General features: G+C 47.9%; 12 protein-coding genes and 1 pseudogene. 11 read left to right on the forward strand and 2 right to left on the reverse strand.

The window, feature by feature from the left end; translation table 11 throughout:
- The first annotated feature begins 21 nt into the window (after nt 1–21).
- On the forward strand, nt 22–894 hold the full coding sequence (locus HMPREF3129_RS06500; protein WP_175080307.1) for a ParA family protein: 873 nt from the start codon (nt 22–24) through the stop codon (nt 892–894).
- Between the two features lie 77 nt (nt 895–971).
- On the opposite strand, the gene HMPREF3129_RS06505 is transcribed toward HMPREF3129_RS06500, so the two are convergent.
- Nucleotides 972–1403, reverse strand: coding sequence for a hypothetical protein (locus HMPREF3129_RS06505; protein ID WP_001095747.1), 432 nt, complete (start codon nt 1401–1403; stop codon nt 972–974).
- Between the two features lie 211 nt (nt 1404–1614).
- Between HMPREF3129_RS06505 and dnaB-PI the strand changes: the two genes are divergently transcribed.
- The 5 genes from dnaB-PI to HMPREF3129_RS06535 all read left to right on the forward strand — a co-directional run bounded on the left by dnaB-PI (nt 1615) and on the right by HMPREF3129_RS06535 (nt 7442).
- Nucleotides 1615–2967: an SPI-7-type island replicative DNA helicase gene (dnaB-PI, locus tag HMPREF3129_RS06510; protein WP_000549132.1), complete on the forward strand. Its 1353-nt coding sequence runs from the start codon at nt 1615–1617 to the stop codon at nt 2965–2967.
- A gap of 14 nt (nt 2968–2981) precedes the next feature.
- Nucleotides 2982–4631, forward strand: a complete 1650-nt coding sequence (locus HMPREF3129_RS06515) for a ParB family protein (RefSeq protein WP_000845359.1) — start codon at nt 2982–2984, stop codon at nt 4629–4631.
- Between the two features lie 524 nt (nt 4632–5155).
- Entirely contained in the window at nt 5156–5746 is a 591-nt protein-coding gene (locus HMPREF3129_RS06525; protein WP_000235333.1) for a DUF2857 domain-containing protein, read from the forward strand.
- The gene (locus tag HMPREF3129_RS06530; RefSeq protein ID WP_004239737.1) at nt 5736–6020 is read left to right on the forward strand and encodes a ParE family toxin-like protein; all 285 of its coding nucleotides are present in this window, start codon (nt 5736–5738) and stop codon (nt 6018–6020) included. Before HMPREF3129_RS06525 ends, HMPREF3129_RS06530 begins: the two co-directional genes overlap by 11 nt.
- A 126-nt stretch (nt 6021–6146) precedes the next feature.
- Nucleotides 6147–7442, forward strand: a complete 1296-nt coding sequence (locus HMPREF3129_RS06535) for an STY4528 family pathogenicity island replication protein (RefSeq protein ID WP_004239736.1) — start codon at nt 6147–6149, stop codon at nt 7440–7442.
- Between the two features lie 249 nt (nt 7443–7691).
- Here the strand turns inward: HMPREF3129_RS06535 and HMPREF3129_RS06540 are convergent, their stop codons facing one another.
- Nucleotides 7692–8210 carry a ClbS/DfsB family four-helix bundle protein gene (locus HMPREF3129_RS06540; protein WP_000115888.1) on the reverse strand — a complete coding sequence of 173 codons (519 nt, stop codon included), beginning with the start codon at nt 8208–8210 and terminating at the stop codon, nt 7692–7694.
- Between the two features lie 282 nt (nt 8211–8492).
- Here HMPREF3129_RS06540 and HMPREF3129_RS06545 point away from each other — a divergent pair, with 282 nt between their 5' ends.
- The 5 genes and pseudogenes from HMPREF3129_RS06545 (at nt 8493) to HMPREF3129_RS06565 (ending at nt 14140) form a co-directional block, all read left to right on the forward strand.
- Nucleotides 8493–9197: a PFL_4669 family integrating conjugative element protein gene (locus HMPREF3129_RS06545; protein ID WP_000437242.1), complete on the forward strand. Its 705-nt coding sequence runs from the start codon at nt 8493–8495 to the stop codon at nt 9195–9197.
- 47 nt (nt 9198–9244) lie between these two features.
- Nucleotides 9245–9781 (forward strand): hypothetical protein, encoded by a 537-nt coding sequence (locus tag HMPREF3129_RS06550; RefSeq protein ID WP_000748138.1) that lies wholly within the window; start codon nt 9245–9247, stop codon nt 9779–9781.
- A 9-nt stretch (nt 9782–9790) separates the two neighbouring features.
- Nucleotides 9791–11845, forward strand: a pseudogene (locus HMPREF3129_RS06555) (DNA topoisomerase III).
- A gap of 883 nt (nt 11846–12728) precedes the next feature.
- Entirely contained in the window at nt 12729–13196 is a 468-nt protein-coding gene (locus HMPREF3129_RS06560; protein ID WP_000202155.1) for an STY4534 family ICE replication protein, read from the forward strand.
- A gap of 20 nt (nt 13197–13216) precedes the next feature.
- The gene (locus tag HMPREF3129_RS06565; RefSeq protein ID WP_017827827.1) at nt 13217–14140 is read left to right on the forward strand and encodes an Rpn family recombination-promoting nuclease/putative transposase; all 924 of its coding nucleotides are present in this window, start codon (nt 13217–13219) and stop codon (nt 14138–14140) included.
- Nucleotides 14141–14275 lie beyond the last annotated feature (135 nt).

Here is a 14275-nt window from a genome sequence, read left to right on the forward strand (position 1 = left end):
CAGAGTATGCTGAGTGAGAAAATGACCAGAATTGTTCCAATTATATCAACAAAAGGCGGAGCCGGAAAGTCAACCAAAGCCAGCAATATTGCGGGTTTTTGTGCTGATGCAGGGTTAAAAACCCTGTTGATCGACGGCGATCATTCCCAGCCGACAGCCAGCAGTCTGTTTAAACTTGAATATGAAGCACCAAACGGCTTGTTTGAGTTGTTAATGCAACTGACCGATCTTTCCCGGCCGGATACCATCATATCACGCTCCGTTATCCCTAATCTGGATATCATCATTTCTAACGATCCGCATGATCGTCTCCCTGCGGCTATATTGCATGCACCTGACGGCAGAATGCGTCTGCGTAATATTCTGCAACATCCGTTATTCGCTTCTTACGATGTTATTATCATTGATTCAAAAGGCGCGGCTTCGGTGATGCTGGAAACCATTTTGTTAGCTGCCACCGATTATGCTGTCGGGATAATCAAACCTATTTTGCCGGATACGCGTGAATTTTTACGGGGAACACTGGGATTAATCGGCGGGCTGGTGCCGCTGACGGCTTACGGAATTCCCCTGCCGGCAATACGTATTCTTGCTAATTGTGTTGAAGATACGGTGTTAGATCGTGCAACACTGACTGAATTAACTCAGATTATTGACCAAAAAGCGTACCCCTTTGCGGAGTCGATTTCTCTTTCGTTACTGAAAACCGCTGTTCCCAAACTGGAAATATTTAAAAATGGTCATGCACAGGGACAACCGGTGCATCGTCTGGAATACCGGACTCAGCGTAAAACACCGGCAGCCGCAGTCATTATGCATCATCTTGTTTCAGAGCTGTTTCCGGAATGGAAAACCCGTTTTGATGATGTGCAGAAACGGGAGGTGCGTCCATGAATATCAAGGTATTCTCCTGTTTTTTCCCGTTCAGTCTAACCGTGGACTGGCAGCAGATACTGCCAGCCCGATCAGAATTAATGTATTTCCCGGAAAGGATCGTCAAGAGAGTCCGGGCGTTTTTCGACTCTGCGCAAAAAGTCTTTTGCCCCTCTACGAGCTTTGAATGTGCCCCACTCTTCAGTCAGCGCCAGATGTATCTGTTCTGTTGTCATGCCTGCCACCTGAGCTGCCGGCAGGTTATCGCGAAGAATAAGATAGCTGTGAATAGCATTCAGGGGAGTGATATCGGGATTCAGCATTTTCCAGCCATACATTTCAGCCAGCCAGTCACCCAGCCATTGCAGGCGGAACAGACTCTGGCGGGAATTGCTTTCTTCAGTCATTTTCATGGTCATACTCCGGAAGGTTTTGACATACAAGTCAAAACGGGCTTCGCCCGTATCGGTGTTGTTGTCAAAAATGCCAATGTAATCAATGTCGGACGGCAGTTGATAGTTTGTATTCATAAATGTTCCTTTAGGTGTGTTATGGATAAAAATAGGCTGCCTGTACGTTCAGACCGGGGTCGCCAAACTTACCGGTCCGAAAATAGTCGGGCAGTCACAGGGAGCTTATCTCTGACGACTGTTCGTCCGACACCAACAATTCATATTCCAAAAAAAATAATTTATTTACACGGTGGGAACAGGGCATTTCGGATTAACGGAGGGCTTTTCAATGCATAAAAAGTCTTCTTCTGCTGTATTACCTGAAACTCTGTACTCACCGGAGGCGGAGCAGAGCGTGCTGGGCGGGCTGATGCTGGATAATGACCGCTGGGATGAAGTGGCGCCGTTATTACAGGCGGAGGATTTTTGTTCCAGAGCGCATCAGGAAATCTGGAAGAAAATGGCCGCCCTGTGTCAGATAAACAGCCCGATAGATTTAATCACCCTCAGTGATGTACTGGAAAAAGACGGCGTGCTTGAGCGGGTGGGGGGCTTTGCTTATCTGGCGGAATTATCCAAAAACACCCCCAGTGCGGCCAATATTGTCCGCTATGCGGAGATTGTCGTGGATCGCAGCCGTGCCCGTGGTCTGATGATGCTCGGGAATCTGCTGGCCACCCAGAGTGTGGCGGCTCAGGCAAATATACCGGCGTTATGTGAGCAGGCTGAACAGCGGCTGTTTCAGCTGTCAGAAAAAGGGCTGCCCGCTTATTCCCCGTCGTTGCTCGATATTTTAAATAATGTTGTTCAGCATCTGGAGGAGGCATTAAGTGCAAAAGGGATAACCGGTACGCCAACGGGGTTCAGTGAGCTGGATGAAAAAACCTGTGGTTTGCAGGCAGGCGATTTGGTGTTACTGGGCGCACGGCCATCGATGGGGAAAACGGCACTGGCGCTGACCGTTGCACAGAATGCCCTGCGTCTGGCAGAAAAACCGGTCTTTTTTTTCAGTCTGGAAATGCCGGCGGAACAAATCATGCAGCGCTTACTCAGTGATTTGGGCAATGTCTCACTGACGGCTATCCGCAGTGCGTCTCTGGAAGAAAATGACTGGGAGTGTCTTGGTGGTGCCATGTCACAGATTGCCGAATGGGGGGAGCGTCTGGTGATTGATGATACCAGTAATATGACACCTTCCCTGTTACGTGCCCGGGCACGGCGTTACCGCCGTAAAGTGGGTACGCCGGGACTGATTATTGTGGATTACCTTCAACTGATGCGCAGTCCTGAACAGGAAAACCGGACGCAGGAAATCAGTGAAATTTCCCGTAGTCTGAAAGCACTGGCGAAAGAACTCGGGTGTCCGGTGGTGGCCCTTTCCCAGCTAAACCGGCAACTGGAGCAACGTGCAGATAAGCGCCCGACAAACGGGGATTTACGGGATTCCGGCTCGCTGGAACAGGATGCGGATTTGATTTTATTTTTGTACCGCGATGAGGTGTATCACGAACACTCACCGGACAAAGGTGTGGCAGAAATTATCATCGGTAAGCAACGACAGGGACCGCTGGGGACGGTGAAAGTGCAGTTTAACGGGATGTATACCCGGTTCAGTGATTTTCCTCAGGGATATTATTTTTAAGGGAGAGGCGAAGAATGAAAACAGATTTACAGCATAAACTCAGTCAGGCACTTCTCAGAGGAAATCCTGTCAGTTCCCCGTTATCCGATAATGCCCACGTCAATCCGGTGTCTGAAATGCCGATGATATTAACACTTGAGCAACTTCAGCCAAATCCGGATAACCCACGTCAGGGCAGAAACCCGCGTTATGAGGAAATCAAGAGTTCCATTCGGGCACGCGGACTGGACAGTGTCCCTAAAGTCACCAAAGCACCGGGGAGTGAGTTTTATATCTTCAGTGACGGCGGAAATACGCGCTATCAGATCCTCTCTGAGTTGTGGCAGGAGACACAGGATGAGCGTTTCTTCCGCCTTCATGTGTTATTTAAACCCTGGCCGGGGCGTTTGCAGTGTTTGATTGGCCATCTGGCGGAGAATGAAGTCAGAGGGGAGTTAACGTTTCTGGAAAAAGCACAAGGGATTTGTGTGGCGCGTTCTCTGTATGAGGAAACGCTGGGGAAAAAATTATCACTCCGGGCATTCGCTCAGCGCATGACGGCGGACGGATTACCTGTCAGCATTTCACACATCAGTAAGATGGAAGATACTGTTTCTGTTTTATTACCTTATATGCCCCGTTTACTGGAAAACGGGCTGGGAAGACCCCAAATTGAGCAATTATTGTCCGTGCGTTCGACATTAAAACGGGTAGCGGATTCGTTTCTTTTTCAGTATGACGGGCCGGATCCAGCCTGTGATTTTCTGGGATGTTTTGAAAGGACATGCACAGAAATAGATAACCATGATGTTTTTGATTATGACGTGTTTCTGGATGAACTGATTGGCCGGCTACTGAGGGAGTGTTCTGTTGCCGGTGTGGATTATGAACGTTGGGTATTTGAATTGAAGGTCAATAAAGGCAGACGCAGCACAAAGCCGGAATTGCCTGCGCCGGTGGAGAGTGAGGGTGATACAACAACCGCGCATTCAGAAACCGTACCTACCGGTATGACCTCCGGTTTTTCGGCAGAGGATTTGTTAACGGAGCCCCTATCTTCTGGTTCAGGTCAGGAGGCTTCAGTATCTCCTGTCGTTGAAAAGAAAAAATCCCGTCCGGTTGTGGAGATCCAGACGGATTTATACGGCGGGGCACCTGTGCTGAGCGGGGATACCGACGAGGCGGATATTGAGCCTGTCGATGGCGGAAGTCTGTTTGTCACGAATAACCCGGAGCATGTCACACCGGTGGAGGCGCCCGTCTCCGGTCATGCGGTGACGGCACTGACGTGTCAGGATCTCTGGCCGGTGGCATCACATCTGGATGATATTGAACATCTTCAGACGCAAATTTACCGTACTTTGTTTGAATTAGGGAATGAGCTGGATTTATCTTCCGCCTTTATGGCGGCTTCCGGGGTGCATTCTCCGGGATTTATTACGTTGTCAGCACATTCGGTGCTGGGGCGTGTGATGACGGTTTTCTCAGAACCTGATGAGTCCCATGATGATATTCCGGATGCCCTCAGAGCCCTGCTGACGGGGGGATATCAGCCCGGTATGTCGCCGGTATTGAATGATACCCAGTTTATGACATGGATGAAACTGATGTACTTGTTGCGTTGTTTGTATGCCAAACAAAGAGATGTTGATCCGGATGTGAATGATGAAGAGGAATGGGAATAAAAGCACCGCCTTATCGCCGGAGGCGCTGGCGTGTTATCTGCCCCTGAACCGGGGGCGGGCAAAGACCGGTTATGAGCAGGAAGTGATACAGCGCCTGATGGATATCTGCCGGTTATTCCGGGCCGGGAGCCGGAAATATGAGCATGATAAGGTTTTCCGGTTTTCTGTCCGTCCACCGGAAAATCAGGATGCGGACTGGTGGCGGTTGGTGTTGTTCAGTGCGGAAATTTGCCGTTGCCGTTATGCACTGCGGAAAACCGGGACCGCCGGAGAACCTTATATTGAGGTGTGTTTTACCGGTAAAGGCCGGCAGGCTGAATTGTCTGCGGAATTACTGGGATTTATATGGTCCCGGTATTATCAGAGCCGGCGCCGGGCGTGGCGAAAATATATGCGCACCATGAGACAAAAAGCAGGGGCAGAAGTATTGCTTTCAAATAAAGCCCGTGAGTTATGGCACCGGAATTACGTGTTACAGTGGATACTTACACTCTGGCAGGCTTTCAATAATACAGGAGGCTGTAATGGCGACTCAATTAGCACAGGCAGGGAATCATCTGCTGACAGAACTGGTGATGGAAATAAAAAGCGGAAATCTGCGGCGTTGTGAGGCGCTGGGACTGACGGACAATGAGATCCGGTTACTGAACAGTTTAACCATTGAAGATCTGCATTATCTTTCTCAAAGTCCGGTCTCCATTATTACCTGCCAGATCCACCGGGAGAATTTACGGTTATTACTGACCCGGGCAAAAGAAGTTCACCGTCAAAATCAGATGATTGAACGCTGTCTGAGACTGGGGGCATCCATCGATTTGCTGAATCAGTATTTTGGCATGACGTCACTGGAGGTGTCAGCCCGTCGGCGTTTGTCCGGGATCCGGGGAAATGCTGGCCGTTCACAGCGGCTGTCAGATGTGCAGCAAACGGAATTATGGTATCGCTGGAAAGAGGAGGGCATGCCGGAGCCGGATGATCCGGATTGTCTTCAGATCATGGTGTCCTGTGCCGAAAAAATGAATGTCTCTCTGACCACGGTATGGAATTCGGTTCAGGAATGGCACCGGGACGGCATACTGAATTCAGCTGACAGGGGGAAATATCATGCCGGATAACAGGAATATCAGTCATCATCAATCCGCCCGGATATTTCCGGAATGTGTCACGCCTGTTCCGGAGCATATTCAGCGGAAGGCAAACGGGTTATTGCTACGTTATTTTTCGGGAGAACGACTTTGTAAAAAAGTGAAATGCGGTGGAAAAAAGGGCGGTGTTTACCCGGTATTGAAAATTGATATTGGTGCATTCTGGCGTCTGCTCAGTATGGACCAGGGGCAAAGCTGGAAGCTGATGAGCCATGAACGTTATAACAAGATGATTAGCCGGTAAGGGCAGAATATTCAACATCATGATCCTCAGTATATTGAGACTGCCTCTTTACGGTGCGGTATTTTCACCGGAGGAGGCAGCTATAAGTGTATTCAGGCATGAAATTATTTTTGTGTGGGGCATAAGATGCAATTTCCTCCGGACAGTATTATTCAGTTTTCATTAGAAAAAATGCGGCAGCAACTGCATCACCGGCAACACAGCCAGCCCGGCACGGCACTGCGCAGTGGATTGATTTACGCCGGCAATGTTCATGATGCAATCCCCCGGCAATTATTGCTGGAATCCCGACTTTCCCCGGTTGATAAACTGACCTGGATGATGATCCGCCTTCATGCTCAGCAAAATGAGGGGGCCGTATTTCCGACCTATGATGACTTACAACTCCAGTTAGCCACACCCCACAGCGATAAAGCCTCGCGGGAAACGGTCAGCAGGGCACTGTTAATGCTGAGGCTGACGGGCTGGCTCAGTTTATGCCATCGGGTCAGGGATAAACGGGGGCGTATCAGAGGAAATATCTATATGTTACATGATGAGCCGGTGAATGCATTTGATGCAGAGACATTAGATCCACGCTGGATGGATGTACTGGAAAAAAGTTGTTATCACAAAAATAAGAGTGTGCGGTGCGTGGCCCGCGCTGCGCTGACTGCCCTGAAAACCGAGCCGTCAATGCGACATCAGCATACCAGAATGCAACTCATTGAGCAGCGGCTTGAAAGTCTTCAGACACCGGAAGCGCTGGCAGACAGGCAACGCCGGATACTCAATGGGCAGACGGCACAACTTCATCCGGGTAAACATAAAAAAAATCGAGCCCAGTGTAAAACACCGGATTTGAAAATCGAACTCAGGGAAAAAAATGATGAAAAAAAACCGGGTACGAAAATCGAACTGAGTACACAAACCCAGTCTGATTCAGGGGTACGAAAATCGAACTGTTACGTACGTAATACTTTTACACAGAGTGTAAAAAATACGTACGTAGATCAGGGAGAGCAATATTTATCGGGTACTCAGGTGCAGGGGCTGCATCAGTGGATTGATGAGAATGATCGGCAGATGCTGGAAAAACAGTTACAGGCGTTGCCGGAAGAAGCCGCAATATCGATTGTGCAGCAACTGACACAGGGGGTGAGGACAGGAAGTGTACGTAATCCGGTGGGGTATGCCTTGCAGCTATTAAAGGCAGCCCGTGAAGGGCGATATCACTCCGTTTCCCCAGCAGAAACGGGGATGAAAAGTGCGTCTTTACAGAAAATGTCAGGTACTCCGGATGTATCACAGCACACGCAAACCAAACCGGAGAGAACGGAGAGAAGTAAGGCGTCTCAGGGGGGGATGGGTGCCCCTGATATTGCACGTCAGTACCTTCAGCGTTTTCGCCGTACGCTCATAGGGATATCCAATGAGCAATGAAGGCGTATTCAATAAATCACCCGTGTTTCCACTGGAAACAGTGCTCAAAACTTAACCGGTGTTTCCACTGGAAACAGTGTTTAAAAATTGGGTTTTTCTTATCCGGGTAGGAAGGTCCGGAACGCGATATTTCGCTTTCCGTAACGAAATCTGCATCATCGAGAGTAAAGAATTTAACAAGCTATGGAGCAGTCTGGTTAACGATATGGGCATAGAGATATTTTCGTACATATAATTTCACTCTGATATTTACTTTAAACTGATCTTATTGTTTTTTGCCCACTTTCTTAATCTTCCATTAGCGTTGGCGTAAGGCGAAGATGTGTTAAATGAGATCATTCTCCCCATCGTCCATTTTGTGTACCATAGTCTTCCATACAAAATATCATCGGTACGCTCATCAATAAGTTTCACAACTTCATTTTTTACAGCCTGAAGTTCAGCTACTAACAATTCATAACTTAACTCACTGTAATCTGAGTAAAATTTTTGAGCAAGAAGACTAAGTTGATTCCATTTATAGCCAGTTTCCGGAAAATCGACAGGCAGACCTTTAGCATCAAAAGTGATCCACTTTACAACAAGAGCATTCCATCCAAGCAGATATGAAACAAGGTCATGAACACTTATCTTCGTTCCTTTGGCGTGTCCATCCATTGAGTTATCTGAAGTCATTTCTGGCGGGATTGCGTTGAGGTAACTAATTAATTTACTAAAACTTTTATCAATAGCTAAAAGCAGCTCAGCTTTTGTTTGTGGCACACTCATGAAGAATTTCCTCTTATTTAAAATAAGACACCATAAATGCATTGTATGGTGTTTATAAATCAATTAGGTACTGTACTACTCCCCTTACAACAGAGGAAGACCCTTAACTATTTACTGATGTTTCCGGTGGAAACAATGCTCAAAGGTTAACCTGCATTTCAGTAGGATGACGAGTAACGCTACGTTTTTATAATAAATTATTTTTTTCAATTTGAATTTATCGTTGGCATAGGGGGTTGACATTTGTACGGTATGTCAATTTCTCAAAGCAAGGGTATTGTTATGGAACAAAATAAACATTCTCAACAGTTACTTCAGGCTGGCCCTTTAAAGTCAACATTAACACTGAAACTCCATACCAGTTATGCAATCCGGCTATGGGAAGGGCGGGTTGTACCCAACTCTCAGAATGACGGTGACGAAAAAAAGCGTAAATGGATGATCCCCAGTCTTCCGATGTTTATTTCCCGGGCGGGTCATATTACTGATGATGCAAAGAAGGGATACTTATATGCAGAAATGTGGCTGTATCAGCTTGAGCAGGCACTGGAGCAAGGGACTCGGACTATTCAGAAATTACTTTCAGAGGTTGAACAACAATTAGTTCAGTTACCTGCGGTTGCGGTTATTTCGGATATCTCATCAACATCTCCTGTTGACCTGGCGATATTCAGTAAATCTCCTGTTGGTTATAAATGTGTCTGGTTACTCGTCGGGGTTGATCAACTTGCTTTGCGTGTATTGCAGGGAGAGCATTATGGTTTTATTTCCCGTCAGCAACGTGACAAGGTCCTTAAATTAGCGGGCTATCAGGTTCGTCATGTGACAGGGATGGCCGTAAACTACCGGAAATATGAGCTCACCCGTCATAACCTTGATTTAAACAGTGAAACTTATCAACAGGCTTCCCGTTATTTAGGTGAAATTGATCCGGATATCATTTCAGGAAGAAAACGTGCGTCATTTTTACCGTCTTTAAAAAAATAACGAATGTTATTTATATTGGGTTAATTATTTAATAATAAGGAGCTGCAATGAAAAAAAGCGGATTGCTTACCTTATGCTTTTCTTTATGGCTTTTGACCGGATGCTCTGCACAGGAAATCGCAGAATGGAATCAGAAAATCAGTGACCTGGGGCATCAGGTCAGTCATACCATGAATGGTGGTATGCAGAAACGGGAACAACGGGAGTATGACGTGGTTATCCCTGTTGATATTGATACAGCCGCAGCCCGTCTGCGCCGTTATTATGGTTTTGAGGATGTGAATGCCAAAATCCGTGCTCTGCGTCAGTCAGGTAAAGAAAGTGATCAATGGGCCGCCACGGCTATTGCAGAAGAAAGCCGGGGCTGGGAATGGGAAGTGACGCCGGGAAGTTATTATAAAATGGGGGCGGATATGGGAAAACGTAACCCGCCGGCACATATCGTCATCGAACTGGAAAAAAATGGTTCGGGAACACACATGTATATCACTTACAGCGCTTCGTACAGTGATACCCTGACTCCGGAGTTTGTTCAGGAAATATTTAAAACCGCGAATGACGTTGCAGCCGGAAAAAGGAGGTAGAACAGGGTAATGAAATTATTTCTGTGCGAAAAGCCGTCTCAGGCCAAAGATATTGCCCGGGTGATCGGCGCTCATCAGCGGCGGGATAATTTTTTTCAGGGAAATGGCGTTCAGGTCGCCTGGGCAAGAGGTCATCTGCTGGAGCAGGCTGAACCGGAGGCTTATGGCGCACAGTTTGCGGCCCCCTGGCGGCAGAGTGCCTTACCCGTTATTCCTGAACAGTGGAAAATGGTGGTTAAAAAAGACGCGGTTTCGTTGTTTCAGACCATAAAACAGTTGCTCAGTCAGGCGACGGAAGTGGTGATTGCCACGGATGCGGACAGGGAAGGGGAAGTGATTGCCCGTGAATTACTGGAGGCCTGTCATTACCGGAAAAAGGTACAACGTTTATGGTTGTCTGCACTGGATGAGGCGAGTATCAGGCAGGCATTAAATAACCTGTTACCCGGCGAGAAAACGGCCTCTTTATATTCAGCGGGATTAGGGCGGGCCAGAGCAGACTGGCTTATCGGTATGAACATGACGCGTCTGTTTACCCTCAAAGCCCGGGAACTGGGGTTTGGTGGGATATTGTCGGTCGGACGTGTCCAGACGCCGACACTGGCCCTGATTGTCCGGCGGGAAAGAGAAATTACGCACTTTGTTTCCAAACCCTTCTGGCGGGTGACCGCCTCGTTGCAGCATCAGGGGATCATTTTTCAGGCTCACTGGCGACCTGCCTCGCAGTATTGTGATGATGAACATCGTTGTATTCACGTTCAGGCCGCTCAGGCCGTAGAGCAACTGTGCCGGCAGGCAGGGAAAGCGACGGTGTGTACAGTGAATGAAACGAAAGGAAAAGCCTTGCCGCCGTTGCCGTTTGATCTCGGGACACTTCAGCAGGCGGCCTCAAGGCGTTGGGGGTATTCTGCGGATAAAGTGCTTGAAATCGCGCAAAGTCTGTATGAAAAACATAAGGCCACCACGTATCCCCGGACGGACTGCGGGTATCTGCCGGTGTCCATGCGTGCCGACATACCGGTTGTTTTAGATGCATTATCACAAAGCGATCCGGCCTTACAGAATGTGCTGGCACAATTGCAGCCGGCGCGAATTTCCCGGGTCTGGAATGATGCAAAAATTACGGCTCACCATGCGATTATACCGACCCGGCAGACACCTGATTTGAACGCCATGAATGAGGCTGAACTGAATGTCTATAAACTTATCCGTGCCCATTATCTGGCGCAGTTTTTGCCGGATCAGGAATGGGATGCAACAGAGGTGTTTTTAGATATAGGCGGACAACAATTTGTTGCCAAAGGGAAAGTCGAAAGAGTGAAGGGCTGGTCTGTATTATTTGTGAAACATGAAGACGATCCGCCAGTAAAAGAAGAGGCAGAAACCGGGCTGGAAGCCGGAACAGAAACATTGCCGTCCCTTCACGAAGGTGAATTCTGTGTGGTACAGGAGGCAAAGGTTGTACAACTGGCGACCTCACCACCGAAACCGTATACGGATGGTACATTGATTGCGGCCATGAAGAATGCGTCCTCCTTTATTACCGATCCGACATTAAAAAAAGTCCTGAAAGAGAATGCGGGGCTGGGGACAGAGGCAACCCGGGCAGGGATCATCACCACGCTGGAAAACAGGAAATTGATTGTCAGGCAGAAAAAAACACTCCGGGCGACAGACACCGGTTGTCAGCTGATTGATGCCCTGCCGGCAGCCTGTACAGATCCGGGAATGACGGCGTTATGGGAACAATCACTCGAGCAGGTTGCACAGGGAAATCTGTCTCTGGATGTGTTTATGCAAAAGCAAATCAGCTGGTTGGCACATCTCATTAAAAAAGGCGGGGAAATGCCGCTGGCGCTGGATCTGCCACCGATGCCATCCTGCCCGTCGTGTCATGGAAAGATGGTCTTACGGGAGAGCAGTAAAGGCCGTTTCTGGAGTTGTCAGCGTTATCCGGATTGTTAAGGGAGTGTACCATTACCGGAAAAAATGCAGGGGGTTACCCGGGGGATGAATAAAAGAAAGAAGGCCGTGAAGAAGAGCATAACAGGACTCTTTACCTGAGTGATAATTACCGTTAGCATAGCTGACGCTAGGGAAAAGCCCCCCGTCATTGCGGCAAAGCCGTAGCGGAACAACTGCGGTGGCGACAATGAGAAAGTCTGTCTGTCAGCAGGACAGACTTTAAGGCGCATCAACCTCATGAAAACCGCGCCGGAGCTGGTTGAACTCCTGAGGTTCTTTTTAACATCACAGAGTGGGCGGCACTGTCAGGCGTTATTAACCGTAACGCCTTTTTTATTTGACAAAAAAGTTATTCATCCATGTGACTGAGTACCTGAATCACCCAGTCCGGGCAGGGCCGGGCGCTGTTTTTTTCCGGTGGGCATAACCAGGATTTTACCGCCCTGACAGAACAGGGCCTGCCTGTTGTCTGCTGAATGAGTTGAGCCAGGTCTTTTTGTGTCAGATGATGTTGCTGTAACCAGACTTTCAGTTTGTTTCTGTTATCCATTTTATTCTTCTGTGTTTATCCTTTTCTCTCTGAACTGCTTTTTTACTTGACAAATAAAAAAAGCAGATTAATCCTTATTCTGCTTATACCGTTGCTTAATGCAACATTGCCAATGCTTCAGTTGTCTGAGAGAAGCGCCTACGGGTGACAACGATGCCAATGTTCCGGCAATCTGAGAGGAACGCCTACGGGTGATTGCCACTGCCAATCCTCGGGTCATCTGAGACGGGAGCCTACGGGCGATGACAGAACTCCGTTCGTCCTTGAAATCGACGGAGGGTGATAACAGAATAGCGTTATCATCAGGATCATCTTATACAACGCAAGTCGTCAGTTCGGGAGCGTTCCTGTTACTGACCCCGGTGGGAAACACGTTCCTGCCGAGACGATGTTTCTCATTTTTTTACCTTTTTTATCCGATGGAGAAACATCATGACCAGCAAAAATAATACAACATCTGAAAATAAATACTTTAATCTGCATGTGAACGGGATTGGGTATTTATCGAATATCCGTCAGGTTAACGGCCCTAAAGGGCAGTTTTTAACCGCAGTGATTAATGCACTCAGTGGACCGGCTGATAACCCTGTGTATGTTCGTTTTGATACGACCGTTGTCGGGGAGAATACGGTCTCACTGGTCAGACGGTGTATCAAAGCGGTGGATGAGGACAAAAAAGTCCTAACCGGGTTTACATTAAGTAACCTGGCTTCCGATATTTTCACCCTGACAAAAGGTGAGCATGCCGGAGAACAGCGGGTCAGCCTGAAAGCCAGGCTGCTGAATATTGACTGGATTAAAATCGGTAAAGAAGTGGTATATAAAGCCGAGAAACACCAGTCAACACCACCAGAGACTGAACAGCCGGTATCCAGAGAGTATGTGGCTGATTCTTTTTAGTCATTAATAAGGAGTTTGCTGTGACTAAAAATACACAACAACCGGTACATGATGCGTTATTCAAGCAGTTTTTAACGCATCCTGAGAATGCCCGGGATTTTTTCTCGGTGCATTTGCCAGCCAACATCCTGCCTTTGTGCGATTTAAGTACACTGCGCCTGGAGCCGGCCAGTTTTGTGGAGCGCCGTTTACGTCAGCTGCATTCGGATGTGCTGTATTCCGTGCAGATGACGGAAGGGGAAGGGTATATCTACTGCCTGATCGAGCACCAGTCAAAACCGGATCGGTTAATGGGTTTTCGTCTGATGCATTATGCGATGTCAGCGATAGCGCATCATCTGAAAAAATCGCCGGCGGATAAGACCCTGCCGTTGGTGGTGCCGTTTCTGTTTTATCAGGGCAGTGTTTGTCCTTATCCGTACAGCATGAACTGGCTGGACGGGTTCGCCGATCCGGCGCTGGCTCAGCAGCTGTATACCCGGTCGTTTCCGTTAGTGGATTTGAGTGTGCTCAGTGATGAGGAAATCCTGACACACAAGGGTATTGCCCTGCTGGAGCTGGTTCAGAAACATATTCGGACCCGCGACGGTTTAATGGCGGTATTGCCGATAATCGCGCAGATAATTAACTCGCAACACAATACGGTTGACCAGGTGAGGAGTGTGATAGAATATATTGCCTATCAGGGGTATATTCTGGATGAATCCCGCTTTTTCAGCCAATTGATTGCACTGTCACCGGAGTATAAAACGATGCTGACAACGATTGCAGAACAACTTGAGCAAAAAGGTATCGAAAAAGGTATCGAAAAAGGTATCGAAAAAGGTATTGGCCTGGGTGTTGAAAAAGTCGCCCGCTCATTATTACAACAGGGGGTTGATCTGAACATTATTATGCAATGTACCGGACTGACCCGGGAAAAGATTGAGTCATTAAAACATTAATCTTTTCTGTTTTTACTCTCAAATGCCGGCATGACTGCCGGCATTTTTTATGCCCGCCGTTTTCTTTTTTTTTTCGGAAAACTAATTTCTCATTGAGAGCACTTGCTTTTCTGCGCACAGTGTGCCTGTGACTTT

The sequence above is a fragment of the Proteus sp. HMSC14B05 genome (assembly GCF_001808035.1).
GTDB classification, from domain to species: domain Bacteria; phylum Pseudomonadota; class Gammaproteobacteria; order Enterobacterales; family Enterobacteriaceae; genus Proteus; species Proteus mirabilis.

Coding starts and splice junctions, on each gene's coding strand:
- HMPREF3129_RS06515 (WP_000845359.1), top strand. CDS start 2,982: ATGAAAACAGATTTACAGCATAAACTCAGTCAGGCACTTCTCAGAGGA.
- HMPREF3129_RS06530 (WP_004239737.1), top strand. CDS start 5,736: ATGCCGGATAACAGGAATATCAGTCATCATCAATCCGCCCGGATATTT.
- HMPREF3129_RS06505 (WP_001095747.1), bottom strand. CDS start 1,403: ATGAATACAAACTATCAACTGCCGTCCGACATTGATTACATTGGCATT.
- HMPREF3129_RS06540 (WP_000115888.1), bottom strand. CDS start 8,210: ATGAGTGTGCCACAAACAAAAGCTGAGCTGCTTTTAGCTATTGATAAA.
- HMPREF3129_RS06525 (WP_000235333.1), top strand. CDS start 5,156: ATGGCGACTCAATTAGCACAGGCAGGGAATCATCTGCTGACAGAACTG.
- dnaB-PI (WP_000549132.1), top strand. CDS start 1,615: ATGCATAAAAAGTCTTCTTCTGCTGTATTACCTGAAACTCTGTACTCA.
- HMPREF3129_RS06545 (WP_000437242.1), top strand. CDS start 8,493: ATGGAACAAAATAAACATTCTCAACAGTTACTTCAGGCTGGCCCTTTA.
- HMPREF3129_RS06550 (WP_000748138.1), top strand. CDS start 9,245: ATGAAAAAAAGCGGATTGCTTACCTTATGCTTTTCTTTATGGCTTTTG.
- HMPREF3129_RS06560 (WP_000202155.1), top strand. CDS start 12,729: ATGACCAGCAAAAATAATACAACATCTGAAAATAAATACTTTAATCTG.
- HMPREF3129_RS06535 (WP_004239736.1), top strand. CDS start 6,147: ATGCAATTTCCTCCGGACAGTATTATTCAGTTTTCATTAGAAAAAATG.
- HMPREF3129_RS06500 (WP_175080307.1), top strand. CDS start 22: ATGACCAGAATTGTTCCAATTATATCAACAAAAGGCGGAGCCGGAAAG.